General features: G+C 55.2%; 24 protein-coding genes, 1 tRNA gene and 1 pseudogene. 18 read left to right on the top strand and 8 right to left on the bottom strand.

From position 1 onward, the window contains the following. The first annotated feature begins 73 nt into the window (after nt 1–73). The 4 genes from BM205_RS06655 (at nt 74) to BM205_RS06640 (ending at nt 2776) form a co-directional block, all read left to right on the top strand. The gene (locus BM205_RS06655; protein ID WP_092413711.1) at nt 74–1075 is read left to right on the top strand and encodes a class 1 fructose-bisphosphatase; all 1002 of its coding nucleotides are present in this window, start codon (nt 74–76) and stop codon (nt 1073–1075) included. 188 nt (nt 1076–1263) lie between these two features. Further along, the gene (locus BM205_RS06650) at nt 1264–1548 is read left to right on the top strand and encodes a hypothetical protein (RefSeq protein ID WP_092413709.1); all 285 of its coding nucleotides are present in this window, start codon (nt 1264–1266) and stop codon (nt 1546–1548) included. 215 nt (nt 1549–1763) lie between these two features. Then, nucleotides 1764–2321, top strand: coding sequence for a DUF2726 domain-containing protein (locus BM205_RS06645; protein WP_175511186.1), 558 nt, complete (start codon nt 1764–1766; stop codon nt 2319–2321). Between the two features lie 77 nt (nt 2322–2398). Further along, complete coding sequence (locus BM205_RS06640; protein WP_092413705.1) at nt 2399–2776, top strand: RT0821/Lpp0805 family surface protein; 378 nt, start codon at nt 2399–2401, stop codon at nt 2774–2776. A gap of 106 nt (nt 2777–2882) precedes the next feature. On the opposite strand, the gene BM205_RS06635 is transcribed toward BM205_RS06640, so the two are convergent. Further along, nucleotides 2883–4280 (bottom strand): GGDEF domain-containing protein, encoded by a 1398-nt coding sequence (locus BM205_RS06635; RefSeq protein ID WP_254783774.1) that lies wholly within the window; start codon nt 4278–4280, stop codon nt 2883–2885. A gap of 329 nt (nt 4281–4609) precedes the next feature. Here BM205_RS06635 and BM205_RS06630 point away from each other — a divergent pair, with 329 nt between their 5' ends. From BM205_RS06630 to BM205_RS06590, 9 genes are all read left to right on the top strand, one after another. Further along, the gene (locus tag BM205_RS06630; protein ID WP_092413701.1) at nt 4610–5431 is read left to right on the top strand and encodes a GntR family transcriptional regulator; all 822 of its coding nucleotides are present in this window, start codon (nt 4610–4612) and stop codon (nt 5429–5431) included. Between the two features lie 11 nt (nt 5432–5442). Next, complete coding sequence (locus BM205_RS06625; RefSeq protein ID WP_092413699.1) at nt 5443–7191, top strand: fumarate reductase/succinate dehydrogenase flavoprotein subunit; 1749 nt, start codon at nt 5443–5445, stop codon at nt 7189–7191. 9 nt (nt 7192–7200) lie between these two features. Continuing rightward, entirely contained in the window at nt 7201–7434 is a 234-nt protein-coding gene (locus tag BM205_RS06620) for a 4Fe-4S dicluster domain-containing protein (protein WP_092413697.1), read from the top strand. Between the two features lie 61 nt (nt 7435–7495). Beyond that, nucleotides 7496–8902, top strand: coding sequence for an ABC transporter substrate-binding protein (locus BM205_RS06615; RefSeq protein ID WP_092413695.1), 1407 nt, complete (start codon nt 7496–7498; stop codon nt 8900–8902). Nucleotides 8903–8912: 10 nt separating this feature from the next. Next, a complete protein-coding gene (locus BM205_RS06610; RefSeq protein WP_092413807.1) occupies nt 8913–9737 on the top strand; it encodes an ABC transporter permease in 825 nt (274 codons plus the stop codon). Further along, a complete protein-coding gene (locus tag BM205_RS06605) occupies nt 9734–10603 on the top strand; it encodes an ABC transporter ATP-binding protein (RefSeq protein WP_254783773.1) in 870 nt (289 codons plus the stop codon). The genes BM205_RS06610 and BM205_RS06605 overlap by 4 nt, the downstream gene beginning before the upstream one ends. Nucleotides 10604–10620: 17 nt before the next feature. Beyond that, nucleotides 10621–11601 carry a HEAT repeat domain-containing protein gene (locus tag BM205_RS06600; protein WP_092413805.1) on the top strand — a complete coding sequence of 327 codons (981 nt, stop codon included), beginning with the start codon at nt 10621–10623 and terminating at the stop codon, nt 11599–11601. Continuing rightward, complete coding sequence (locus BM205_RS06595) at nt 11601–11915, top strand: DUF971 domain-containing protein (RefSeq protein ID WP_092413693.1); 315 nt, start codon at nt 11601–11603, stop codon at nt 11913–11915. Before BM205_RS06600 ends, BM205_RS06595 begins: the two co-directional genes overlap by 1 nt. Nucleotides 11916–11943: 28 nt before the next feature. Further along, complete coding sequence (locus tag BM205_RS06590) at nt 11944–12318, top strand: nucleotide pyrophosphohydrolase (protein WP_092413691.1); 375 nt, start codon at nt 11944–11946, stop codon at nt 12316–12318. 21 nt (nt 12319–12339) lie between these two features. Here the strand turns inward: BM205_RS06590 and BM205_RS06585 are convergent, their stop codons facing one another. After that, nucleotides 12340–12750, bottom strand: a complete 411-nt coding sequence (locus tag BM205_RS06585) for a MerR family transcriptional regulator (protein WP_092413689.1) — start codon at nt 12748–12750, stop codon at nt 12340–12342. A 69-nt stretch (nt 12751–12819) separates the two neighbouring features. Between BM205_RS06585 and BM205_RS06580 the strand changes: the two genes are divergently transcribed. Beyond that, complete coding sequence (locus BM205_RS06580; RefSeq protein WP_217646026.1) at nt 12820–14067, top strand: NADH:flavin oxidoreductase/NADH oxidase family protein; 1248 nt, start codon at nt 12820–12822, stop codon at nt 14065–14067. A 16-nt stretch (nt 14068–14083) separates the two neighbouring features. Here the strand turns inward: BM205_RS06580 and BM205_RS06575 are convergent, their stop codons facing one another. Then, on the bottom strand, nt 14084–14944 hold the full coding sequence (locus tag BM205_RS06575) for a PhzF family phenazine biosynthesis protein (RefSeq protein ID WP_092413687.1): 861 nt from the start codon (nt 14942–14944) through the stop codon (nt 14084–14086). Between the two features lie 181 nt (nt 14945–15125). Here BM205_RS06575 and BM205_RS06570 point away from each other — a divergent pair, with 181 nt between their 5' ends. From BM205_RS06570 to BM205_RS06560, 3 genes are all read left to right on the top strand, one after another. Further along, a complete protein-coding gene (locus tag BM205_RS06570; protein WP_092413686.1) occupies nt 15126–16139 on the top strand; it encodes a M14 family zinc carboxypeptidase in 1014 nt (337 codons plus the stop codon). Continuing rightward, entirely contained in the window at nt 16132–16920 is a 789-nt protein-coding gene (locus BM205_RS06565) for an alpha/beta fold hydrolase (RefSeq protein ID WP_092413684.1), read from the top strand. Before BM205_RS06570 ends, BM205_RS06565 begins: the two co-directional genes overlap by 8 nt. Nucleotides 16921–17004: 84 nt before the next feature. Further along, a complete protein-coding gene (locus tag BM205_RS06560) occupies nt 17005–17193 on the top strand; it encodes a hypothetical protein (RefSeq protein WP_092413682.1) in 189 nt (62 codons plus the stop codon). 91 nt (nt 17194–17284) lie between these two features. Here the strand turns inward: BM205_RS06560 and BM205_RS06555 are convergent, their stop codons facing one another. Then, on the bottom strand, nt 17285–17656 hold the full coding sequence (locus BM205_RS06555; RefSeq protein ID WP_092413681.1) for a hypothetical protein: 372 nt from the start codon (nt 17654–17656) through the stop codon (nt 17285–17287). Between the two features lie 391 nt (nt 17657–18047). Between BM205_RS06555 and BM205_RS06550 the strand changes: the two genes are divergently transcribed. Further along, nucleotides 18048–19634, top strand: coding sequence for a sensor domain-containing diguanylate cyclase (locus tag BM205_RS06550; protein WP_092413679.1), 1587 nt, complete (start codon nt 18048–18050; stop codon nt 19632–19634). Nucleotides 19635–19747: 113 nt separating this feature from the next. Here BM205_RS06550 and BM205_RS06545 read toward each other — a convergent pair. From BM205_RS06545 to xylB, 4 genes and pseudogenes are all read right to left on the bottom strand, one after another. Next, nucleotides 19748–20074: pseudogene (locus BM205_RS06545) on the bottom strand (helix-turn-helix domain-containing protein); the annotation flags it as partial. A gap of 275 nt (nt 20075–20349) precedes the next feature. Next, entirely contained in the window at nt 20350–21960 is a 1611-nt protein-coding gene (locus BM205_RS06540) for a sensor domain-containing diguanylate cyclase (RefSeq protein ID WP_092413677.1), read from the bottom strand. A 636-nt stretch (nt 21961–22596) separates the two neighbouring features. Continuing rightward, nucleotides 22597–22672 (bottom strand) — tRNA-Thr (locus BM205_RS06535). A gap of 72 nt (nt 22673–22744) precedes the next feature. Continuing rightward, entirely contained in the window at nt 22745–24235 is a 1491-nt protein-coding gene (xylB, locus tag BM205_RS06530; protein ID WP_092413676.1) for a xylulokinase, read from the bottom strand. Between the last annotated feature and the right edge of the window lie 43 nt (nt 24236–24278).

The raw sequence follows: 24278 nt of genomic DNA, 5'->3' as shown, positions 1-24278 counted from the left end.
TATTTTCAGTCGCGGGTTTTTCCGCGGCTGATAGTGACCAGACAGTGAAGAGCCACAATAAAGAAAGAGCAATATGAAACGTATCAGTCTTACCCAGCATTTGATAGAGCAGCAACGTCTGCACAACAGCATTCCGGCAGAACTGCGCCTGCTGATCGAAGTAGTCGGCCGCGCCTGCAAAACCATCAGCCATGCCGTCGGCAAAGGCGCACTGGGTGAAGTGCTGGGCAGCGCTGACAGCGAGAACGTGCAAGGCGAAGTGCAGAAAAAACTGGATATCATTTCCAACGAAATCCTGCTGGAAGCCAATGAATGGGGTGGTCACCTGGCCGCCATGGCTTCGGAAGAAATGGAATCCATCCATCCGATTCCAAACCGTTATCCGCAAGGCGAATACTTGCTGTTGTTCGACCCGCTCGACGGCTCCAGCAATATCGACGTCAATGTCTCTATCGGTACCATTTTTTCGGTGCTGAAAGCACCGGATGGCATGAGTTCGCCGACTGAGCAGGATTTCATGCAGCCAGGCCGCAAGCAGGTTGCTGCCGGCTACGCTGTGTACGGCCCGCAAACCATGCTGGTGCTGACTACCGGTAACGGCGTGCATTGCTTTACCTTGGATCGTGAGATGGGTTCGTGGGTATTGACCCAGCGCGACATGCAAATCCCGGCCGAGACCAAGGAATTTGCGATTAACTCTTCCAACGCTCGCCACTGGCATGCGCCGGTCACGCGTTACGTCAACGAAATGCTGGCCGGCAGCACCGGTCCGCGTCAAAAAGACTTCAACATGCGCTGGATCGCATCGATGGTCGCTGACGTCCATCGCATTCTGAATCGCGGCGGCATCTTCATGTACCCGGCCGATGCGCGTGAACCGGACAAGCCAGGCAAGTTGCGCCTGATGTACGAAGCCAACCCGATGGCTTTCATCGTCGAGCAAGCTGGTGGCGCTGCCACTGACGGCAAGCAGGCGATCCTGGATATCCAGCCGGAGAAATTGCATCAGCGTGTGCCGGTCTTCCTCGGTTCCAAGAGCGAAGTCGAACTGGTAACGCGCTACCATCAGGAATAGGTCGGAAAACGCAGGAACCCTCTCCACGAGGCCTGGTCAGAAACAGATCAGGCGCTTCGCGGAGTGCGACGACAGCAAAACGCCAGACCTAGTAAAATCGCACACCTGCAGCAAATGCACCTGCAGCAATCGCAACTGCAGCAATCGCAACTGCAGCAATATTTATCAATGAGTACAAGAGGAACAGATTGAAAACAGCACTAGTCGGAGATAAGGATATCCCCGAATTCGATCACGATATCATGACCAATCTACTGATCAAGACGGTAGAGTTGAACGTTGTCCGGCAAGAGCAGATATTGCTCGGCATCCGCAATGCAAAGCAAGAAATCTACCGCGTTATCGGCGCTTCCAGCGATAAGCAGTTCGTCAATGCATCGGAAGAGCTGGAAGACCTGGGCTTGACCAATGAATTGGACGAAGCCGATCGCGCCAAGAACGGCTACGACGCGATTTTCGGATTAAGCGAGTAACAGTTCAGCCTGATACTGTCAGCCCGATTCAGCGGGCCGACAGGGTTTAAAGGGCAAGATCGACATCTTACGCCCCCTTCCTCCGCCAGTCTCCGGGCATGCCTGGTTTGTGTCCGCGATTAGAGCAAACCCACTGTTAGCATCGCATTTTTGGCTTCATTATATTTCCATATGGAAATATAATGGCCGCTGCATTCAACCAGGGGGACATAATAATGAAAGCAATCATTGCACTGACGGCGCTCACGATCATTGTCATGGCGGTTATCGCCATGCTAACTCGGGAGAAGCAGGCGACCCAGCAGAAGCGTCGTGAATACATCAAGAAAAAGCCTTTGTCGAACAATGACCAAGTCATGTACTGGCGGCTGGTCGGTGCGCTGCCGGATTACATGGTGCTGGCACAAGTCGGCTTGAGCCGTTGCCTAGGCACCAAAGATAGCGGCGGCCTGGATACCCTGACATCGAAGAATCTGGATTTCGTGATTTGCGATAAAGCCAGTGACGTGGTTGCGGTAATTGAAATAGATACCAAGAATCATAACAACAAGACCCTCAGTAAAGAAGATGAGCAAAAGTACAAGGCGTTGAAAAAGGCCGGCATCGACATCATCAGGTGGCGCGCAAATTCGCTGCCAAGCGAAGCTGACATCAGAGAGCGGTTTACGTTATTGGACCCCAGCAAAAAGCTGCGGGTGGTGAAAAGCAAGACTCATCAAACCAGTATTTTCGGGATAGGCATAGGCAAATATCGCAACACCGGCGCCGGTTGATCCGTCCACTTGGTATCTCGCCCTGATGAATTATATGCAATAATTCATCGCCCAATATGCTATATGGAGAAATCAAAATGCGTAAGCAACTGCCGTTTTTAGCGAGTGTCGTTTTAGCTGGTTGTTTAATTACCGCCTCTCATGCTGCAAACCTGCGGTTTTTGAATGACACGCCGATGACCTATCTGAAACCGAAAGACAAGACATCGCTCGTCGCAGCTGTCGATAGTGTTCTGACCAATAAAGGGGATGGCGAGGAGCAGCAATGGACCAATGAAGGTCTCGGTAATTCTGTGGCCATTCAGGCTGAGTTGAGTGCTGCGGACACGGTCAAGACAGATGCCAGGATCTGTCGCAGAATACATATTGCGCTTCATGCAAAAGGCCAGGATCAGACTTTGTCGATACCAGCTTGCAAGATGGCTGAGGGAAACTGGGCAGTGCAAAAAAAATGAATATAGTGGAAGCCTCGTACCTTGAGTGGTCTGAGGCTTTCCGGGTTTTCACCCGTGGCAAAACCACGTACAGCAAATATCAGGTCAAGCCTGCACTAGTAACATCTCATGTCGTAACCACGCAGTTACGGCCATGATCTTTTGCGCGATAAAGACGCTCGTCCGCGGCACGGAAAATCGTATCGATGGTATTGCCATCGTGGCCGAACTGCGAAACGCCAATGCTCACCGTGAGTATCACTTTCGGCACAGCGACGCTGGTAAACGCGGTGTTTTCCGTGGCCGACCGGATACGTTCGCCAATTGCCATTGCCACCTCGAGCGTTGCCTGGGGCAGTAAAATCATGAACTCCTCGCCGCCCATGCGCGCCACACCGTCATAAGGGCGGATCTCTTCCAGACATTTCTGCACGAAGCCCTGCAATACTTCGTCACCCACCTGATGGCCGTAATGATCGTTGATGGCCTTGAAATTATCCAGGTCGAGAGCCAACAGGGAAAACGATAGATTGTCCCGTTTTGCCCTGGCGATTTCAGCGTCTACGCATTCGATAAAATGACGCCGGTTGGAAGCGCCGGTCAAAGGATCGGTGGATGCCAGATGCTCTAGCATCTGGTTGCTATGCTTCAATTCTTGCAGCGCGTTTTCTGTCCTCACCATCGACATCGCCAGGCGATTCACCATTTCTTCCTGATTGTAGATATTGGAGAATGAACGGGTGGTGTGGAATGCCTGGATGATGCCGTAGCTGAGGAAGAAAAAGCCGCCGGCAAAGATGGCATGGGCCAGCCACCACATATGATTCCACGGGCGGCCGAGGATGAAGGCCAACGATGACAAGCCGAACAAGGCGATCGAAATGCCGAAAATCGTCATCAGCGGCGAGCGGATGCGCCCGGCCAGCATGATAGTGATGTTGACTGCGGAAAAGAACAACGCACCGCCTTCCATCGTCAGGCGTACCGCCGGATTACCGGCAATTGGCGAGTAGGCGAGAATTGCAACCGCGATATCGATCAGCAGGAACACCGCTACCCATATCAGCCATGAACGCGGATTGACGCGTTGTTCAGGCGTGTCCGCTTCCAGGTTGAACGACAGTAAGCCAATCAGCAGCAGGATCGCCATCGCCAGGCGGGATGCCGGACCGTACAGCAGGAATAGCCAGATATTGTGATGCGCCATGCCGGTAAACGCGCCGTGCAGGGCATAGATCAGGGTAAACCCGAGAAAACCCAAGGTCAGCCAGCGCAGCATAGGTTCGCCGGACGACCGATAGCAGCGCCAACTCACATAGGTAACGAAAAGACCTTCAAGGGTGGCCGCAGCAATGGCAATTTCATGGAACAGGTGATTGTCGAATTTGAGCGCCGGATCCTGGAAGAAATACAGGTAGCCAATCATGGCAGCGGGAGATAGTGCGAAGGCGGCAAGCAGGAAAGCCGCATAAATTTTGGTCACGCGGCGGATTGGCTCTGGCCGCATGCCGATTGTTGCGCTCATGTCCATATGCATCCTCAACCGAGATGATGGTTCGGTCATTGCCGTCACGGTCAATCACTGGCGGCAAGTCAGTTCACAAATTTACAGTCGAAAACAAATTCCGGCAAGCAAGCTGGCAACCAACTTATATCACGTAGGTCGTTGCGACGGAAGTGCTTGCAAAATAGGCATCTTTTCAAGCGTCGAAAAAACTGCTGCCGCCTTGTGCATGGGTAGCTGTAGCTGGAATTTCGCATAAGCATCTGTAAATAGATTCGTTCACGCCATACGGCATTCTCCGTAGCATCCAGTGCATCGACATAACCTGTCATAACAGGTGGGAATGCATCATGAAAAATTTTCGTACGCTGGAGCTGTCGCCGGTTCCCTTGTATACCCAGGTCAAGGAGAATTTGCGAGAACGCATACTGGACGGCAGTTATGCGCCGCATGCCCAACTGCCTGCGGAAAGTGAGATGAGCGCGATTTTCGGCGTCAGTCGCATCACTATCCGCCAGGCATTGAGCGATCTCCAGAAGGAAGGCGTGATCTTCAAGATTCCCGGTAAGGGCAGCTTCGTATCGAAGCCGAAAGCTTTCCAGCAACTGACGCAGCTGGAAGGTTTTGCAGAAGCGATGTCGCGCATGGGTTATGAAATCTACAATCAGGTAACCAGCCACAAAATCATCGACGCGCCGCCCAAGGTGGCGCGGCAATTCGGGTTGAGCGCCGCCGCACCTATCACCGAAATCAAGCGCATCCGCTTTTTGAATCGCGAGCCGGTTTCCCTTGAGATTACTTACTTACCGCAGGAAATCGGTGAACGTTTGCGCAAGGAAGACCTGGCGACACGGGACATCTTTCTGATACTGGAGAATGACTACGGCATCGCGCTGGGCCATGCCGATTTGCAAATCGACGCCTTGCTGGCCGATGTCACCCTGGCGCATGCGCTGCGTGTGCCGGAAGGCACGGCGTTGCTGCGCCTACAGCGCTTGACGCATCGCGCCGACCGCACGCCGCTGGACTTCGAATACCTGTACTTCCGCGGCGACGCCTTCCAATACCGCTTACAGATCGAGCGCAAGGCAGCTGATGCCACAGCTTCGCCATCGCCTGTGCGCAGGGTTGACAACAAGACGCGCAGCAAGCGCAGCACCGCCTGTGAATAACCGGGAACACCATGCAAACACATATACAAACCGTAGACGTGCTGGTTATTGGCGGCGGCACCGCCGGGCCGATGGCCGCAGTCAAAGCCAAGGAAGCCAATCCCGCGCTGCGCGTACTGCTGCTCGAAAAGGCTAATGTCAAACGCAGCGGCGCGATTTCGATGGGGATGGATGGCTTGAACAATGCAGTGGTTCCGGGCCACGCCACGCCAACCCAGTATGTGAAGGAAATCACGATCGCCAACGACGGCATCGTCAATCAAAAGACGGTAATGGCGTATGCCGAAAACAGCTTTTCGATGATAGAAGAACTGGATCGCTGGGGCGTCAAATTTGAAAAGGATGAAACCGGCGACTATGCGATGCGCAAGGTGCATCACATGGGCAGTTATGTACTGCCGATGCCGGAAGGCCACGACATCAAGAAAGTGTTGTATCGCCGCCTAAAGCGCACCCGGGTCGAGATTTCCAATCGGCTGGTAGTCACCCGGCTATTGCTGGCGCAAGACGGCAGCATCGCCGGCGCGATGGCGTTCGATTGCCGCACCGCGGATTTTCATGTGGTGCGCGCCAAGACGGTGATCCTCAGCACCGGTGCGGCGGGGCGCCTTGGTTTGCCTTCCTCGGGCTACTTGTTCGGTACCTATGAAAATCCGACCAATGCCGGCGACGGATACAGCATGGCGTATCACGCCGGCGCCGAGCTCAGCGGCATAGAGTGCTTCCAGATCAATCCCTTGATCAAGGATTACAACGGTCCTGCGTGCGCGTATGTCACCGGGCCGTTCGGTGGCTATACCACCAACAGTAAGGGCGAACGTTTCATCGAATGCGATTACTGGAGCGGCCAGATGATGAAGGAGTTCTATCGCGAACTGCAAGGCGGCAACGGGCCTGTGTTCCTCAAGTTGAATCACCTTGCGGAAGAAACCATCAGCACCATAGAAACTATCCTGCATACCAACGAACGCCCGAGCCGCGGCCGCTTCCACGCCGGGCGTGGAACCGACTACCGGGAGCAGATGGTGGAAATGCATATTTCGGAAATCGGCTTGTGCAGCGGCCATTCGGCATCCGGGGTGTGGGTCAATGAACATGCGGAAACCACGGTGGCCGGCCTGTATGCCGCCGGCGACCTGGCATGCGTTCCACACAACTACATGCTGGGTGCCTTCGTCTACGGCAAGCTGGCTGGAGAAAGCGCGGCGCGGCGTTGCGCCGGGCACGAGCTGGCCGAGCTCGACCAGCAACAGGTAGAAACAGAGAGAAACCGCGTCTGGGCGCCGTTGTCGCGTACTGACGGCTTGCCGCCGGCGCAGGTCGAATACAAGCTGCGGCGCATGGTCAACGACTACCTGCAACCGCCGAAGGTGACGCGCAAGATGGAGATCGGGCTGAGCCGCTTCGAAGCCATCAGCACGGATCTGGAACGCCTTTCTGCCAGCAATCCGCATGAGCTGATGCGGGCGATGGAAGTGCATGCGATCCGGGATTGCGCCGAGATGGCGGCGCGCGCCTCGCTGTATCGCACAGAAAGCCGGTGGGGTTTGTATCACGATCGGGTCGATTACCCGGAGCGCAACGACAAGGATTGGTTTGTCCATGTCCAGGTGAAGCGGGAAAACGGTCGCATGACTTGCTTCAAGCGCCCGATCGAGCCATACATCGTCGCACTGGACGAGCAGGAAAAAGACGCCTACCGGCACCTGCGCGTCAAGGTCGAAGACGAATCAAAGCCAGAACCATCGATAGTCATTTAGGAGACAACCATGCCGCTAGCTTTCAGCCCATCCAGCGTACCGGTCACGGTCGATGCAGATAAATGCATTGCCCATAAAGGCTGCACAGTCTGCGTCGACGTTTGCCCGCTCGATGTGCTGGCCATAGACATGATCAAGGGCAAGGCTTACATGAAATTCGACGAATGCTGGTACTGCATGCCATGTGAACAGGATTGTCCGACCGGTGCCGTGCATGTCGATATTCCATATCTGTTGCGCTGATGCCGGCGCAAGTCATCGCTGTCTAAAATTTTTACACCAAGCCATATAGGGAGAAACAAATATGCATTTGAATCGATCCATGAGCGCGCTGTCGGTTTTGTTCGTGCTGGCATCCGGAGCGGCCCGGGCGGAAACCATCCGCGTGGCAATCGGTACCCAGGATACAACCGTCAATTGCGCCACCGGCGGTGTATTGATACGCGAACTGAAATTGCTGGAGAAATACCTGCCGCACGATGGCAAGTACAAGGATGTAAATTATCAGATCGAATGGAAAAATTTCACTTCCGGCGCGCCGCTGACCAGTGAAATGGTAGCCGGAAAACTTGATATCGGATCGATGGCCGATTTCCCCGGCGCATTGAACGGCGCCACGTTTCAAAAAGCCGGCAGGAAGAGTGTTTTCATCAATGTCTTATCCGGCAGCACCATTGGCAGCGGTAACGGTATCGTAGTCCCCAGGACCTCGCCGGTGCAATCGCTGGCGGATTTGAAAGGCAAGACCATTTCCGTGCCGTTCGCCTCCACCGCGCATGGTTTGCTGTTGCGCGCGGTGAAGGCGCAAGGCTGGGATCCGGAAAAGGACATCACCATCGTTACCCAGGCGCCTGAAATTGCGGGGCCGGCATTGCAAGCCAACAAGATCGACGCCCACGCCGACTTTGTGCCGTTTGCCGAGCTGTTTCCGTACCGTGGTTATGCACGTAAGATATACGATGGCTCGCAAGCCAATGCCGCCACTTTCCACGGCACTTTGGCGGATGCCGAATATGCGCGTAAATATCCGGAAATTGTCGTCGCGTTCGAACGTGCGGCGATCGAAGCCGACCGCTTGTTTGCGGCAGAGCCCGAAAAATACAGCGAACTGGTGGCCCGGAATACCGGTATCGATGCCGAAGTGATTTACCTGTTTCACGGGCCGCAGGGTTTGCAGACCCGGGACCTGAGCTGGAAGCCCGAATATCGCCAGGCGCTGAAGACCGCGATAGAAACCTTGCGTTTGCTGAAGCGTGTCGACAGTGACCTCGACGTTAACGCTTTCATCGATGATCGCTACGTGCGCACCGCCTTTCAGCAAGCCAGCCTGAATTACGAAGCGCAACTGAAAAACTATGCGAAGCAGCCATTCGCGGAAAAAGCGGCAAAAGATGCGCGCACCGGCAAAACCATCGAGGACACGCAGCGCCTTGCCCAGATCTGGGTCCAGGGAGAGGCACGCGTGCGCAACTATGCGTCGCCGGAGTCGGCATTCCTCGATCTCTCCGGGCTGGAGGAGAGCGGCAAGAAAATCCGCGTAATCTACGGCACGGATCGCAGTAATGGATTGAAGCTGTTTGCCAGCGACGGCTGGTACGTCGTCAATGGAAAAGAGATCAATGCGTTCCTGTTGAAAGAGACGGCCGAAACGTGGATCAAGCAACATGGCGGCAAGATCGTCGAGTATGCCGCTGCCCGGGCTGCAGTCTGAAGACGAACATATGACTGCCTTCATTTTGCGCTCCGCATGGCGATTGCCAGTCGGACGCCCGGCTATCGCGCGGCCGTTGTTGAAACTGGTGTCGCTCGTCGTCTGCGTGCTGGCCTGGCAATGGGCCGCCGGGCATCGCCTTGATCTGGGCCTGGTCACCTTCAGCAATGTACCGACGCCGCTCGAAGTAGCGGCGGCGGCGTGGGAGTTCCTGCATTCACCGAAATTGCTGCAGCATGTGGGCAGCAGCCTGCTGCGCGTGTTTGCGGGGTTCGGTATTGCTGCGGCAGCCGGTATTGCCCTCGGGCTGTTGATCGGACGTTCGCAGCTGCTGGAAGACAGCTTTTTGCCGCCGCTGGAAGTGTTGCGGCCGATACCCGCCGTGGCGTGGATTCCGCTAGCGATCCTGATGTTTCCGTCGTCTGAAATGTCGATGATTTTTATCACTTTCCTCGGGGCGTTGTTTCCGATCCTGCTCAATACGATCCACGGCGTGGACGGGATCGATGCGCGGCTGATAGCTTCCGCCAAGAGTTTGGGCTGCGGCAAGCGCGCCATATTTTCAGAAGTGGTTTTCCCGGCGGCAGCGCCAAGCATCGTCACCGGTTTGTCGATCGGCATGGGGACCGCCTGGTTTTGCCTGGTGACTGCAGAAATGATTTCCGGCCAATACGGCATCGGCTATTTCACCTGGGCCTCTTATACCGTGCAAAATTATCCGGCGATCGTGGTTGGCATGTTGTTCATCGGCTTGCTGGGAATGGGCAGCAGCGCCCTGATCCGCTGGCTGGGTACGGCCTTTATGCCCTGGTATCTGCAGGAGAAGAGAAAATGACGAATCCTGCAATGAATTCTGCAATGAATCCTGTAGCAAGCGGCAAACTAGCCATCGACCGGTTGCATATCCGGCTGGGGCGCGGCGAGCGTGCGTTCGATGCCGTCTGCGATATCTCGTTCACGGTTGAGCCTGGCCAGCTGGTGTGTCTGCTGGGCCCGTCCGGTTGCGGAAAATCGACTTTGCTAGGCGCCATCGCAGGCCATCTGAGCAGCGCCGCCGGCAGCATCCGGCTGGATGGCGATACGGTCAACGGACCGCATCCGGACCGCGGCCTGGTATTCCAGCACCATACGTTGTTCCCGTGGAAGAACGTGCTCGACAACGTCGCCTTCGGGCTCAAGATGCAAGGCGTCAAACGTGCCGAGCGCAACCGGCGTGCGCAGGAGTTGCTGGAGCTGGTTGGCCTGGCGGGTTTCGAACGTTCGTATCCGGCGCAGCTGTCGGGCGGCATGCAGCAACGGGTGGAAATTGCGCGGGTGCTGATCAATCGTCCCAAGGTATTGCTGATGGATGAACCGTTTGGTGCACTCGACGCACAAACGCGGCTGATGATGCAGCAACTGTTGTTGCAGGTATGGTCGTCGATCCGCACCTCGATCATTTTCATTACCCACGATATCGATGAGGCATTGTTTCTGGCAGACCGGCTTTTCGTGATGAGTGCGCATCCCGGTCGCATTATCGAAGAACTGGATATCGATTTCACGCGGCCGCGCAGTCACCAGCTGGTGACCTCTGCCGATTTCGTCGCACTCAAGGCGCGTTGCCTCGCACTGCTGCATCCGCAGCGCGACATGCTGTCCCTGGAACGGCTCAGCCCGCTCGGGGTGATCCACGCGAGGCAGTTACGATTCGCGATATGAACCACGGTCACATATTCATGAAGGAACTACTTTTGAGCCATCCTGCCGACGCAACACCTGAGCTTCAAGTCATCAGTGCAAGGCTGCAATCGCCGGACAGTGAAATCCGGCGCATCGCTATCCTCGATCTGACCGACCTTGCCGGCGACGAGCATGTCTACTTGTTTGTCAGCGCCCTGAACGATGCATCGCCGCCGGTGCGTCGTGAGGCTGCGGCTGCGCTGCAGGCCTTTGAATGCGAGCAGGGCGTGGCCGCCTTGGTGAACCTGCTTGGCGACGAAGATGCCGAAGTCCGCAATACCGCATCGGACAGCCTGGGCGACTTGAAACTGACTTCATCCGCGACATATCTTCTGCCTGCTGTTTCGCACCCGTTGCCGCAGGTGCGGGCATCCGCGCTGCGTGCGCTGAAACCTTTACGAGTGATGGCTAGCTATCAACCTGCAATTACCGCACTGTCGGATCAGGACGCGATGGTCCGACGTGAAGCGGTAGCTGTGCTCGGTTATTTGAAACATCCGCAAGCATTATCGTCGTTGCAGGCTTTGTTATACAGCGACAGCGATGCCGAGGTGCGTCGCGCGGCAGTGGGAGCGCTGGGTTACGCCAGCGATGAAAATGATTTGCCTGCGTTATTGAAGGGATTGCATGACGAGGCATGGCAAGTTCGCGAAGAAGCGGCAACCACGATAGGCAAGCTGCGTCTGGCGGCGGCGATCGACCCGCTGATCGACAGCCTGCAGGACGCCTACTGGCAAGTTCGCCTGCGTGCCGCACGTAGCCTTGGACGATTACGTAATCCGTCAGCGGTAGCAGCGTTGCTAACGCTGCTGGCGCACCAGATCAGCAACTTGCGCAAGGAAGCTGCGCTGGCGCTGGGGGAAATCGGCTCCGGCTTGGCGCTGGACCAATTGGAAAAACATCAAGCCGATCCGGATCCGGAAGTCAGAAAATCCGTACGCCTGGCAATACAGCAGATTAACACTACGTCAATTTAATGAAACAGGTCGACACGCTAAGTTATCTGCGCAACAGCAATCTGCTTGAGATTATCCGGCTTGATGGCAGCTGCCTGCAGATCACGGGCAGGAAACTGCGCCTGGCCTGCAGGTGCGGGGATTGCTGTAGCGATCGTCAACAGGATTTGCCGCCGGTGGACGCTGAGCCTGCATTCAAGGTCGAGGCGGTTGAAGCTGTCGGCAGTTACGGAATAAGGTTATTTTTTGAAGACGGCCACAACCGTGGGATTTATCCGTGGAGCTATCTGGAGCAGATCGGTGATATGGATATAGAGCGCCGACTACCTATATGATGGTGAAAACTTAAAACGGAGCGTTGTCATGGCCGATCAATCTGAAAAAGGTGATTTCTCCCGCTTACGCGAAGAAATTCGCCAATTCGTCGCCGAACGCGATTGGGATCAATTTCATACCCCTAAAAACCTGTCCTCGGCACTGTGCGTCGAAGCGGCCGAACTTCTTGAACATTTTCAATGGCTGCCGACCGGCAGCGGCGATGAGCTCAATCCAGCCAAGTTGCAGCAGGTCCGGCATGAAATGGCTGATGTACTGGTCTACCTGATTCGCCTGGCCGACAAACTCGATGTCGATCTCAGCGTCGCCGTATCAGAAAAAATGATCCTGAACCGGCTTAAATATCCAGCCGATAAAGTACGTGGCGATGCGCGCAAGTACTCGGAATACGAGGACGAATAGCAGCAGTCACCTGCAATCACCTTAGTGCTTCTCTTTCCTGGCAAGCTTGCCGTTTATCAAAGAACTGGTGTTCAGGCATTCCCCCTCCGCCCAGGTTTCGCGCAGCGTGGTGCGCAGGGCGCGCAAATGTTGCTGCTGCTCACGCAGCGAATTCATGAGCTGTTCTATCTCTTGCAGCCGCCCATCCAGTTTGCGCAGCAGATCGTCTTTCGATAATTCCTCATGGCTGGCAAATACGCTGCGGATAGCGTCTAGCGAAAACCCCAGGCTTTGCGCCATCTGGATCCGACGCAGGCGTTCCACGGCCGCTTCGGAGTAATCGCGATAGCCGTTGGCGCCGCGTTCAGCTTTAGGCAGCAAGCCGCTTTGCTCGTAATAGCGGATGGCTGAGGAAGCCATGCCGGTTTTGTCCGCCAGTTCACCAATCTTCATAGTGCTTGACCTTCAAGTTGACTTCAAGCTTAGGATACAGTATTTCCACCCTTTGCAAGCGGACCCGCCATGACTTCAACCATGTTTTCATCTTTGCAACTGCCGAACGGCAGCGTCTTGCCCAACCGCCTCGCCAAAGCCGCGATGGAGGAAAACATGGCCGACAGCGGCCAGTTGCCAGGCCCCGCCATCCATCGGCTTTATCGCGCCTGGGCCGACGGCGGCGCCGGCTTGATTATTACAGGTAATGTCATGATCGACGGCCGGGCGCTGACCGGCCCGGGCGGCATCGTGCTGGAAGCCGAGACGCCCTTGGCACCCTTTACGCAATGGGCCCAGGCGGCAAAGCACAAGGGCGCACAAGTGTGGATGCAGCTCAATCATCCGGGCCGTCAGGTGATGGCAGCCATGGGCGGCACTGCTTGGGCGCCATCAGCGTTGGCGTTGGACATGGGTAAGCACAGCAAGCTCTTCGTACAGCCCAAAGCCATGAATGATGCTGAGATCCAGGAAGTCATCGCGCGCTTCGCCGCCAGCGCCGCTGCCGCCGAGCGGGCCGGATTTACCGGGGTCGAAATCCACGCCGCACACGGCTATCTGATTTCACAATTCCTGTCGCCTTTGAGTAATCAACGCAAGGATGACTGGGGCGGCAGTTTGCCAAACCGGGCGCGCTTGCTGTTGGAAGTGGTGCGCGCGGTGCGGGCCACCGTCACGGCAGGATTTTGCGTTGCGGTGAAACTCAACTCCGCCGATTTTCAGCGCGGCGGTTTTAGTGAGGACGACGCCAGGCAAGTCATCCTGTGGCTCAATGAATTGCAAGTGGATCTGGTCGAGCTGTCCGGTGGCAGCTACGAAAGTCCCGCGATGCAAGGACGCACCGCAGATGGCCATACCCTGGCGCGCGAAGCGTATTTCCTGGAGTTTGCCAAGGAGCTGGCCGCCGTCGCCCATATGCCTGTAATGACTACCGGCGGTATCAGCCGCAAGGCGGTGGCGGAGCAGGTGCTGGCCAGCGGAGTAGCGGTGGCAGGGATGGCTACGGCGCTGGCGATAGTGCCCGATTTGCCTGCGCAATGGCTGGCCGGCGGTGACCAGACTGCCCGCAGCCAACAAGTTGAGTGGAAGGATCAGGTCATGGCGGCAGTGGCGCGTATGGCCCTGGTAAAACGCCGTTTGCGCTTACTTGGCGCCAGCCGCGTGGCAGCCGGGAATCAAACCGGCAATCATTCGGCGCTGCTGACCTTGATCATCGATCAGATGCGCACCCGGCGCCTGACGCGGCGTTATCGGCGCTGGTCGCAGGCGCGGGCCTGATCGTTCGGGTTGAGCGCTACAGGCTGATCTTGCCGCGGCCGATTTCGATGACTTTACCGCCCACTTGAATCGTGGAGTCGGCCGTCACTTTGAGCCGCAACAGGCAGGGACGTTGCACCGCCTCACCTTGTTCTATTTGATATTCGGCGGGCAGCGGATGGCCATTGGCGATCAGCCAGCCGCCAAGATTGGCGCAAGCCGATCCGGTGCCGGGATCTTCAACTACACCGCCACCTTGCTTGGCGAAGAAATAGCGAGATACGACCAGGCCAGAGCGATCCGGATCGAAAGCAAACACATACACGGTCTTGCGTTCCAGGCTGCTTTCAGGCCAAACATCGATCTGCGCGCTATCTGGACGGGCGCGGCGCACAGCATCTGTGCTGCGTAGCGCGACCAGCAGCTGATCGGTGCCGGTGTCGATCCATAAAGGCGCGGCCAGCAAATCGTCTTCGTTCAAGCTGAGTAATGCGGCCATCCCGGCTTGCGTCAGATTTGCCGCGGCCGTCTTTAGTCCGCCAGGTTGCGGTGCAGTGAAAGTCCAGACATCGCCCTCGGCTAATACCGGAACCACTCCTGCAGTGAATTCCAACGAGAGTGCATCGCCGGTATTGGCAAGGTCACGCACCACATGCGCGGTGCCCAGCGTAGGGTGGCCGGCAAACCGCATTTCATAACCGGGAGTAAAGATGCGCACACGGGCGTTGGCACGCTCGGAAGGCAGGATGAATGTGGTTTCCGATAGATTGAACTGCAGCGCCAGGGCCTGCATGGTGGCGTCATCCATGCCACGCGCGTCTTCAAATACGCATAGCTGATTGCCGCCGAAAGTGGATTCGGCAAAGACGTTGAGGATACGGAAGGCGTAAGTGGACATGGAAACCTGCTGTTCTGACAAGGTGGAAATTTTAGCAGGTAAATTGATTGCGCCAGACTAGCCACGATGAGGGCACAGTTTTTAGATACCCCCTTGACAATGCCTCAAACAAGGAGCAAAAGTTTCCTTGCCCCGATCCGATTCCGATTCATCCTGTAAGCGGGGCAGCGGAGGCGCGGAAATGGACTTCAATTTGCCCGAATTGACTGAACTGGAACGCATTATTCAGGAGGGGCAACCTTATCTGGAAAGCCGGTCCGTGTGTGAAATCGAATTGAAGGGCCATCATTTCCCGGTCTATGTCCTGTCTGTCGGCAGCAAAGATCCGGCGGCGCCGGCGGTCGGTTTCTTCGGCGGCGTGCATGGTCTCGAACGCATCGGCACCCGAGTTCTCCTGGCCTTTTTGCGCAGCTTGCTGGCACGCTTGAAATGGGATGCGGCATTGCATCACCAACTGGCGTCGGTACGCTTGATTTTCATGCCTTTGGTAAACCCTGCAGGGATGTGGGACAGTACCCGCTGCAATCCGAGAGGCGTGGACCTGATGCGCAATGCACCCATAAATGCCAGTGAAAAAGTCCTTTTCCTGCTCGGCGGCCAACGCATCAGCTCTCGTTTGCCGTGGTACCGAGGGGTATGCGATGCGCCGATGGAAGCCGAAGCGCAGGCACTGTGCAGCGTCGTGCAGCAAGAGCTGCTGAGCCGTGAATTCAGCATCGCGCTGGATTGCCACTCCGGCTTCGGATTGAAGGACCGGATCTGGTTTCCTTATGCGCACAGCAGGACGCCAATCCGGCACTTGCCGCAAGTTCTGGCTCTCAAGGATCTGTTTAATCAAACCTACCGGGAACACAATTATTTGTTCGAGGCGCAAAACTGTCAGTATCTGACCCATGGCGATTTGTGGGACTACCTCTACCAGCAAGTACCGGCCAGCAGTGACCGTGTGTTTCTCCCGCTCACGCTGGAGATGGGATCCTGGCGCTGGGTAAAAGAAAATCCGCGCCAGCTGTTTTCCCGCCAGGGCATGTTTAATCCCAAATCACCCGTGCGTTTGCATCGCGTGTTGCGCAGCCATCTGGTATGGCTCGATTTCCTTACCAGGGCCGCCGGCGCTCACCAGTATTGGATGCCAGGCAGTGCAGGGCAACAAGAACGGCAAGAGCAAGAGCAACACGAGATGCATCATGAGTAAATGGGTGTTTCTGCGGGGGCTGATGCGGGAGACGCGGCACTGGGGAAAATTTCCAGACCTGTTCCGTTCGATGGTGCCGGAGGCTGACATCACGCTTCTCGATTTACCCGGCAATGGCAGTTTGCACGCACTCAGAAGTCCGGCGCGAGTGGAGGATATGACCGATTTCTGCCGACAGCAGCTCTTGAGCCGGAATATCACGCCGCCCTATAATTTATTTGCCTTGTCTTTGGGGGGAATGGTTGCGACCGATTGGGCCATGCGTTATCCGGATGAAATAGCTGGCTGCGTCCTGCTCAATACCAGCTTACGTCCTGTCAACCCATTCTATCGGCGCCTGAGGCTGCGCAATTATCCGGCGCTGCTCGCTCTTGGATTATCGAGTCTGCTTAACCGCAATATCGGGCGGCAGGAACGTCTCCTGTTGCGCTTGACCAGCAATCAGCATGCGCAGCAGGCCGATGTGCTGGCTGACTGGATCAGTTATCAACACGACCAACCGGTCACACATCAGAACGCCCTGCGACAGCTATACGCGGCAATCCGCTATCGCGTGCCCGCGCAGGCACCCGCGGCGCCGCTACTGATTCTCGCCGGTAGCGCGGACCGGCTGATCGATTCACGTTGTTCGCAGCAGCTGGCGCATCAATGGCAGGCAGCCCTGGCGACCCAGGCCACGGCCGGTCATGACCTTACATTGGATGCCGGACATTGGGTGGCAGAACAGGTACGGGATTGGCTTGCAAGCTCTGCTAATGCACATGGCACCCAGAGAGAGTAGCATTTACCTCATGGTCTGGAGCAAATCGACTGACATTGACAAAACCTAACCGAAGTTAGCAAGCCTTGAATGAGGAAGATAAAAATGCAAGACTGGCACTCGATCGTTACTCTTATCGTGGTGATCGGCGCTCCGGCGCTCGGCATCTACTTCTATATCAAGGCGTACGGCGGCGAAAACGGGGAAAGGCATGCCAAGATGCGCATGCAAGGCCCTTTTGTTCCGGACAATGAAAGCGATGCAAGGGTGGACGAAGAACCCAAACGCACATAGCGAACATGGTAGCTCGCCCCATGAAATGGATGATGCGCATGCTAACGTCTTGGCGAGTTCGATTTGCATGGATTGAGTACCCATGCAGTTGTTAAACATCCGTTCCGTCGAAATACAGCTTCAAGACCATGATCTCACGCGACACTTCCTTAGGAAAACCTTTACGCGTACCTCTCTGATCCAGCAAAAGTTCAGAAAACAGTTTTTCGCAAGCAGAGCGCCGCTGCCAGACATCGGCAAACTGGTTAGCAATACGCGGATGGTGTTTGATCAGCCATAAAGGCCACGTCTCCGTGGGCAGCGACAGCAGCCATTCGTATGTTCGCTCCTGCATGTTTACATCCGCAGGCCCCAGCAAGCGGCGTAAAAGCTCCCAGTTTTTTTCATGTTTGGTCTGCCGCTCTGCATCGAGTACGGCTTTTGCTTCCACGACCGAGACTTTTTCAAATGGAATTGAATTCATAACGCCCCCCTCCAAAAAACATCAGGTCGAATTTGGCATGTCCCAGGCGACCGCGAGTGTTAATCCATGTCAATTCAGGCGCTCGACCACAGCTAACATATATTGCCATACAGAATCAATTTTCGCCTGTTTAATCGTTGATCCGATAGTCATTACAAGACGAAGCCCAAAACTGAGCGTCGTGCGACGCTTCGCTAAACGCCAAGAATTTTGTAATTCGATTCACGCAATTAATTAACAAATCGCTAGTGACATCGGCCTCTGAAGGTTTATGATCAACAAAGATTTCTTAGTGGAAATACAAGCAAATGCCTGGACTCAAGCCCTTGCCGTTGCGCTAAAAAGGAGTAAAGCGGATTCATGAATTTGCCGTGATTACGCAAAAAAAACTATGAGCGGTCTTCTTGACACACTAACGCGGCAAGTGGGATTGGCGACCAAGCGGATCTCCATCACGACACTGGCACTGATTTTCGTGATTCTGGTCTGCTTGTCACTGGCATTCATTGACGGATGGAGAAGCTGGACGGCGCGGGACATCCAGTTGCGCGAGATGGCGATTTCCACCTCCAACATGACGCGTGCCATGGCACAGCACGCCGACGATATGATTAAAGCGGCCGACACGACCCTGGTGGGTCTTGTCGAACGTGTGCAGACGGATGGTACCGGCCCTGCCGCCCGGCAACGGTTACACCTGTTGTTGCTGCAGCGAGTTGATGAGTTACCTCAACTCCAGGGCTTATTCATTTATGACGAAACCGGCCGCTGGCTTGCGAATGCATTACCCGCAACGCCAGCCAATATGAATAACTCGGACCAGGATTATTTCATTTACCATCGCACTCATTTTGATTCCACGCCGTATATCGGACTCCCCATACGCAGCCGATCAACAGGAACCTGGATCATCACGGTGTCGCGCAGAATCAATCATGCCGATGGCAGCTTTGCCGGTGTGGCGCTGGCGACCGTCAGCATGGATTATTTCAACAAATTTTACGATAGCTTCGATATTGGCCGTCACGGTGCAATCGTGTTGGGGTTAAATAACGGGGTCATGTTGACGCGCCGCCCGCTTTTGACGGACTCCGTCGGCAAGGACATGGCAAATACCGTCTTGTTTCGTGAGAATGTGTCGAAGAGGCCAACTGGCACGATTTTTATCGTATCGGCTCAGGACGGAGTGAAACGACTGAACAGCTTCCGGCATCTTGAGCATTACCCGTTATTCGTTGCCACCGCGCTGTCAAAAGATGAAATCCTTGCAGACTGGCTGGTCGATACTTACGTGCATTCGGTGGGGACGGCGATACTACTTATTGTGCTGGGTTTGCTTGGATTCTATCTCGTCGGTCAAATCAAGCAGCGTTTGAATGCTGAAGCCGAATTGATACGTACACGCGATGCGCTGGAAGGGCTCAACCAGACACTCGAACGGCTATCGCTGCAAGACGGTCTCACCGGGCTTGCGAACCGGCGTCACTTCGATCTTGCCTTGGACAAGGAATTTAGTCGCGCAATACGAGATGCAAGTTCGTTGGCCTTGATAATGATTGATGTCGACTGCTTTAAACAATATAACGACCTCTACGGACACGCGGCAGGCGACGAATGTTTACGGGAAATCAGCAGGATTGTCAAAAACAGTCAAAATCGGCCTGGAGACCTGGCCGCACGCTACGGCGGTGAAGAGCTTGGCGTACTTCTTCCAGGTACTGACGTGCGCGGAGCCATGGCTATTGCCGAAAAAATCCGTACAGAGATACACAACCTGCGAATTGAACACGCCGGCAACTCGGTCGGCGTGGTCACGGTCAGTGCTGGCGTCGACGCGCTCATCCCTCAGGATCTGGATAAGCCGATAGGACTGATAAAAGCCGCAGATAAAGCGCTCTATGCGGCAAAATCAGGCGGCCGTGATCGTGTTTGCGAAACTGCCAGCTTTGATAGCCTCAATCCACCGGTGGTTCAGTAACAACCGTTGCCATCGGATCCCGTTGTTATCGATATGGCCGAACTGGTGCGGAGAGAGGAATCTAATATGGCTGTTCGTTTGCTTGCTGAATTGACCTGGTCAGTTTGACCCGCCCGCCATACCCTCGCGAAAGCCGCGACCCGGTCGTAAGATCCTTCAAAACCCAATTCCTTCAGGTCTTCATGGATCTGTTTCAATGTGCGCCGTTGCTTGCGTGATTTGGCCGCCTCGGTCTTTAATAATGCCGATAACTGGAACGCATATTTGTCGATTGCACTGGGCGAACGCCGCTCCGCGTAGGACGGCTCTGTGATTTCCGTGCGCAGATAGCGTCGGACGGTGTTTCTGGAGATGCCAAGGCGCCTGGCGATCTCTCTTAGGGGGACCTGGTCGCGAATATGCCAGCGTCGAATAATGCCTAGTAATGCCACGTCGATCACTCCAATCCCCCTACTCAATGTTGTGAGCAGGATTGTGTATTAAACGTGGGTCAGTTTCGTGTGCAAATTATGCGGCAAAGTGGGTCAATTTTGGATGCCAATCAACAGCGTAGAACTGGTGCGGGGTTTCAGTCTCATTAAGGGATGGACTGTACGAAATAGGGGAGAGCAGGATGCCGTTTCGCGATATTCTTAAACTGCCTCCCCATTTTTTACAAATTGATGCTGTATGTTATTGATTTTGTTGATAAGTTGATTCCTGTTGCTGGGCCAAATTATACGGTGGCGAACGGATCCTGCTGGGCAGCGGATCCACGGGAATTGCAGGCGCTGGTATTTTCACATACACGATCACGTCCGCTGGATTTTGCTGTGTAAAGCGCCTTGTCTGCGGCCTGTATCAGTTCTAATGGTTTATCGTGATCCTGAACTGGAATGACTGCATCGACACCTGCACTAACTGTAACTACGCCGGCCGAGTTACCGGTATGTTCGATTCCCAGGTTGTGTATCTCCAGACGGATCTTTTCGGCAATGGCCATCGCTCCCCTCACGTCAGTGCCAGGAAGCAGTACGCCAAGTTCTTCACCGCCGTAGCGGGCGGCTACGTCCCCCGGCCGATTTTGATTGGTTTTAACAACTTCACTGATCTTTCGCAGACATTCATCGCCTGCTGCGTGACCGTAGATGTCGTTATATTGTTTGAAGCAGTCGACATCAATCATGACGAGAGCCAATGAACTCGCCTCTCGTATCGCACGGCTAAACTCCTTGTCTAGCGCAATGTCGAAGTGACGGCGGTTCGCAAGACCGGTGAGGCCGTCTTGCAATGCCAGCCTTTCAAGCGTCTGGTTGAGTGTTTCCAACGCGTCCCGCGCTCGAACGAGTTCTGCTTCGGCATTCAAGCGTAGCTTGATTTGACCAACGAGATGAAATCCTAACAAGCCCAACACGACGAGTAGTACCGTTACGCCTGCAGTATGCACGTAAGTGTCTGTCAGCCAATCGGCAAGAATCTCATCTTTTGATAACGCTGTCGAGACGTATAAAGGGTAGTTATCCAGATGTCGAAAACTGTTCAGCCGCGTCACCCCGTCCTGGGCCGACACGATGAAAACCGTGCCCGCTGCTTTCTTGGAGATGCTGTCACGATATAGAGGGACGTTTGCCATGCTTTTGCCGGTGTAATCATTTAAAAGCGGCCTGCGAGTCAGCATGATACCGTTGTTTAACGCCAGAACGATCGCGCCATGACGGCCAATATCGAAGCTCTCGTAAAATTTGACGAAATAGTCAATGTTGATTGTCGCCAGTGCGACACCGGCAAAGCTGCCATCGGCGTGATTGATTCTGCGCGACACAGTGATGATCCACACGCCTGTTGATCGGCTGCGTATCGGCAGCCCGATATACGGTTTCGGATCAACATTGGAGCGGTGATAGATGAAGTAATCCCGATCCGCGTTATTAACATTGGGCGGCGTTGCAGGTAACGAATTAACGAGCCAGCGCCCGTTTTCGTCATAGATGAACAGGCCCTGGAGTTGGGGCAACTCATTCACTCGCATCACTAGTAGTGCATGTAGTCGCAACAACGCATGAGGACCGGTACCCTCTGCTTGCACGCGTTCGACGAGCCCAACCAGGGTGGTGTCCGCCGCTCTAATTGTATCGTTGGCGTGTTGCGCTATGGCGCGCGTCATGTTGGAGGTGGAAATTGCCATTTCGTGCAGCTGAATATTCCGCGCCGTCCAGCTTCGCCATCCATCGATGAATGCCAGCGACAGGCAGACGAGAATCACGAAAATCATAGCCAAAGCCGTGATTGGTATCCGTTTAGTTGCCAATCCAACTTGCCGCGTAAATATGCTGAAGAAACCGCTCATAGTTTTTTTGGAGGGTGACTACAAATTCAAAAGTCGGAGCGAGTCTTTTTCTATCGCAAAATTTGAATACTTTGTGCGTTGCAAAAGTCATGGCGACCAAAATAGTTTTCGTGTGGAAACCATTAGTAATCATAGACCTAATTCGATCAATGCCAAAAGTTATTTTTTATTTAATTGGTTGAATCTGGAGTTTTCGGGATACGCCGCACTCGCTACAATGCAGGAGCGGGCGGTACGGTGGCTTTTCAAAACGCTGATTTTTTTACTAAAAAATAACTGAAATCGCATTTAAGCAATTGATTTTGTTGATGTCTTGATACCTGTTGGCGGAATCTGGTTCGCCGTCTTAGTCGTGGGGCCGTACAACCCACCCTCCAGCACCTAATTACTCATTGCGTGTTGTCACAGCTGCGATCAATCAGACCGCCAAGAATTCCCTCCAAATATAGTTGAAATGCTGCGTAGCCATCTTTCAGCAATTCTTCACTATTGTAAAAGCGGAACAATTGCCAGATTTCAGGACTGCAAAGAAAATTGCGGAAGAAGCTGAGGTTAGCTATGGCGAAATGCTGTCCGCACTAGCCACAGAAGAAGAACGGAAGGGTAGCAGCCACGTGAAAGCTGCTATTAAAGGGCTGGTGCCGGAGAGAGGAGTCGAACCCCCGACCTCTTCATTACGAATGAATTGCTCTACCAACTGAGCTACACCGGCACTGCTTTTGCAAAAAACCAAGCAAGAGCACAAACAGATTTTAGCAGCAATTAATCGCTAAATTAAAGCTATTCAATGCCCGGTCTGATTGACATCTACACTTCGTTCCGGACGACACCGGTAAATCTCGCGGAACGCCGCCAACCGCGGCTGCAGCGCTGCATGGCGTTGCGCGTTCGGGGTAAAGGCTTCGCGTAACGGTGGTTTGGCGCAGATGACGGCTTCCTTGTCCGGCTGGTCGTTGGCGGCCAGCCAGGCCAGGCGGGCCGCGCCCAGCGCGCCGCCGGTTTCGCTGCCAATGTGGGTCACCATGCGCACATTCAGCGCATCGGCGATCAGTTGCGCCCAGTACGGGCTGCGTGAACCGCCGCCTACCAATGATAATTCGGAGACCTCAGTGCCAGCAGTGTGCAGGGCGGCGAGGCCGTCGGCCATGCCGAAGGTGACGCCTTCGATCACGGCATAACCGAGCGCGGCGCGGCCGTGGGCGTGCGACAGGCCATGGAATACGCCTTGTGCATAGGGATCGTTGTGGGGCGTGCGTTCGCCAGACAAGTAGGGCAGGAATAGCGGTGCATTTTCCAGTGCGGCTGAATCAAGCCCGGCGATTTCATTCAGCAATGTGGCCTCGTCGACACTGACCAGCCGGCAGAACCAGCGCAGGCAGCTGGCGGCCGAAAGCATCACGCTCATCTGGTGCCAGCGGCCGGGCAGGGCGTGGCAGAAGGCGTGCACGGCCTGGGCTGGATTTGGGCGGAAGCGGTCGTTTACGACGAACAGTACGCCCGAGGTGCCGAGCGAGACAAAGCCGTCGCCGGGATTCACCGCACCGATACCTACCGCACTGGCGGCGCCGTCGCCGCCACCGCCGGCCACGATGACTTCTGGCGACAGGCCCCAGGCATCTGCCACTTCAGGCAGCAGCGTGCCGGATGACTCGCCACCTTCCACCAGGCGTGGCATGTGCGAGCGGCGCATGCCGGTCGCTGCCAGTAATGCATCCGACCAGTCGCGTTTGGCGACATCGAGCCACAGGGTGCCGGCGGCATCGGATGGTTCGGATACCTTGTTGCCGGTCATTTTCAGGCGCAGCCAGTCTTTCGGCAGCAGCACCATCTGCATGGCGGAAAATATTTCCGGTTCGTGACGCGCCAGCCATAGCAGCTTTGGGGCGGTAAAGCCGGGCATGGCCAGGTTGCCGGCGATCTGATGCAATTGTGGTGCAAGTTCGGTCAGTTCGGCGCATTCGCTGATGCTGCGCAAGTCGTTCCATAGGATCGCCGGACGCAAGACGCGATCTTGTGCGCCGAGCAGCACGGCACCGTGCATCTGGCCAGACAGGCCGATGGCACGCACGGCGCGAAACTCTGCGGGCGCTTTTGTTCGTAGTTTAACGATGGCTTCACAGGTAGCCTGCCACCATTGTTCAGGATCTTGTTCCGACCAGCGCGGTTGCGGGCGGGATACGGTTAATGCGGTGCCGGCATCGGCAAGCAAATTGCCAGCCTGATCCATCAAAACTATCTTGACTTCCGAAGTGCCCAAGTCGATGCCGAGATACATATCTCCATCCTATTGTATTTTTATGCACGGTTATCATGGCTGT

The organism is Collimonas sp. OK307 (assembly GCF_900113705.1).
Lineage (GTDB): Bacteria > Pseudomonadota > Gammaproteobacteria > Burkholderiales > Burkholderiaceae_D > Collimonas.
The sequence above is the reverse complement of the archived record's forward strand: the minus strand, read 5'-3'. Positions and strand labels throughout refer to the sequence as shown.

Bases quoted from the DNA above. Each gene is read 5' to 3' on its own strand.
- BM205_RS06655 (WP_092413711.1), top strand. From the start codon at position 74: ATGAAACGTATCAGTCTTACCCAGCATTTGATAGAGCAGCAACGTCTG.
- BM205_RS06645 (WP_175511186.1), top strand. From the start codon at position 1,764: ATGAAAGCAATCATTGCACTGACGGCGCTCACGATCATTGTCATGGCG.
- BM205_RS06640 (WP_092413705.1), top strand. From the start codon at position 2,399: ATGCGTAAGCAACTGCCGTTTTTAGCGAGTGTCGTTTTAGCTGGTTGT.
- BM205_RS06635 (WP_254783774.1), bottom strand. From the start codon at position 4,280: ATGAGCGCAACAATCGGCATGCGGCCAGAGCCAATCCGCCGCGTGACC.
- BM205_RS06630 (WP_092413701.1), top strand. From the start codon at position 4,610: ATGAAAAATTTTCGTACGCTGGAGCTGTCGCCGGTTCCCTTGTATACC.
- BM205_RS06625 (WP_092413699.1), top strand. From the start codon at position 5,443: ATGCAAACACATATACAAACCGTAGACGTGCTGGTTATTGGCGGCGGC.
- BM205_RS06620 (WP_092413697.1), top strand. From the start codon at position 7,201: ATGCCGCTAGCTTTCAGCCCATCCAGCGTACCGGTCACGGTCGATGCA.
- BM205_RS06615 (WP_092413695.1), top strand. From the start codon at position 7,496: ATGCATTTGAATCGATCCATGAGCGCGCTGTCGGTTTTGTTCGTGCTG.
- BM205_RS06610 (WP_092413807.1), top strand. From the start codon at position 8,913: ATGACTGCCTTCATTTTGCGCTCCGCATGGCGATTGCCAGTCGGACGC.
- BM205_RS06605 (WP_254783773.1), top strand. From the start codon at position 9,734: ATGACGAATCCTGCAATGAATTCTGCAATGAATCCTGTAGCAAGCGGC.
- BM205_RS06600 (WP_092413805.1), top strand. From the start codon at position 10,621: ATGAAGGAACTACTTTTGAGCCATCCTGCCGACGCAACACCTGAGCTT.
- BM205_RS06595 (WP_092413693.1), top strand. From the start codon at position 11,601: ATGAAACAGGTCGACACGCTAAGTTATCTGCGCAACAGCAATCTGCTT.
- BM205_RS06590 (WP_092413691.1), top strand. From the start codon at position 11,944: ATGGCCGATCAATCTGAAAAAGGTGATTTCTCCCGCTTACGCGAAGAA.
- BM205_RS06585 (WP_092413689.1), bottom strand. From the start codon at position 12,750: ATGAAGATTGGTGAACTGGCGGACAAAACCGGCATGGCTTCCTCAGCC.
- BM205_RS06580 (WP_217646026.1), top strand. From the start codon at position 12,820: ATGACTTCAACCATGTTTTCATCTTTGCAACTGCCGAACGGCAGCGTC.
- BM205_RS06575 (WP_092413687.1), bottom strand. From the start codon at position 14,944: ATGTCCACTTACGCCTTCCGTATCCTCAACGTCTTTGCCGAATCCACT.
- BM205_RS06570 (WP_092413686.1), top strand. From the start codon at position 15,126: ATGGACTTCAATTTGCCCGAATTGACTGAACTGGAACGCATTATTCAG.
- BM205_RS06565 (WP_092413684.1), top strand. From the start codon at position 16,132: ATGAGTAAATGGGTGTTTCTGCGGGGGCTGATGCGGGAGACGCGGCAC.
- BM205_RS06560 (WP_092413682.1), top strand. From the start codon at position 17,005: ATGCAAGACTGGCACTCGATCGTTACTCTTATCGTGGTGATCGGCGCT.
- BM205_RS06555 (WP_092413681.1), bottom strand. From the start codon at position 17,656: ATGAATTCAATTCCATTTGAAAAAGTCTCGGTCGTGGAAGCAAAAGCC.
- BM205_RS06550 (WP_092413679.1), top strand. From the start codon at position 18,048: ATGAGCGGTCTTCTTGACACACTAACGCGGCAAGTGGGATTGGCGACC.
- BM205_RS06540 (WP_092413677.1), bottom strand. From the start codon at position 21,960: ATGAGCGGTTTCTTCAGCATATTTACGCGGCAAGTTGGATTGGCAACT.
- xylB (WP_092413676.1), bottom strand. From the start codon at position 24,235: ATGTATCTCGGCATCGACTTGGGCACTTCGGAAGTCAAGATAGTTTTG.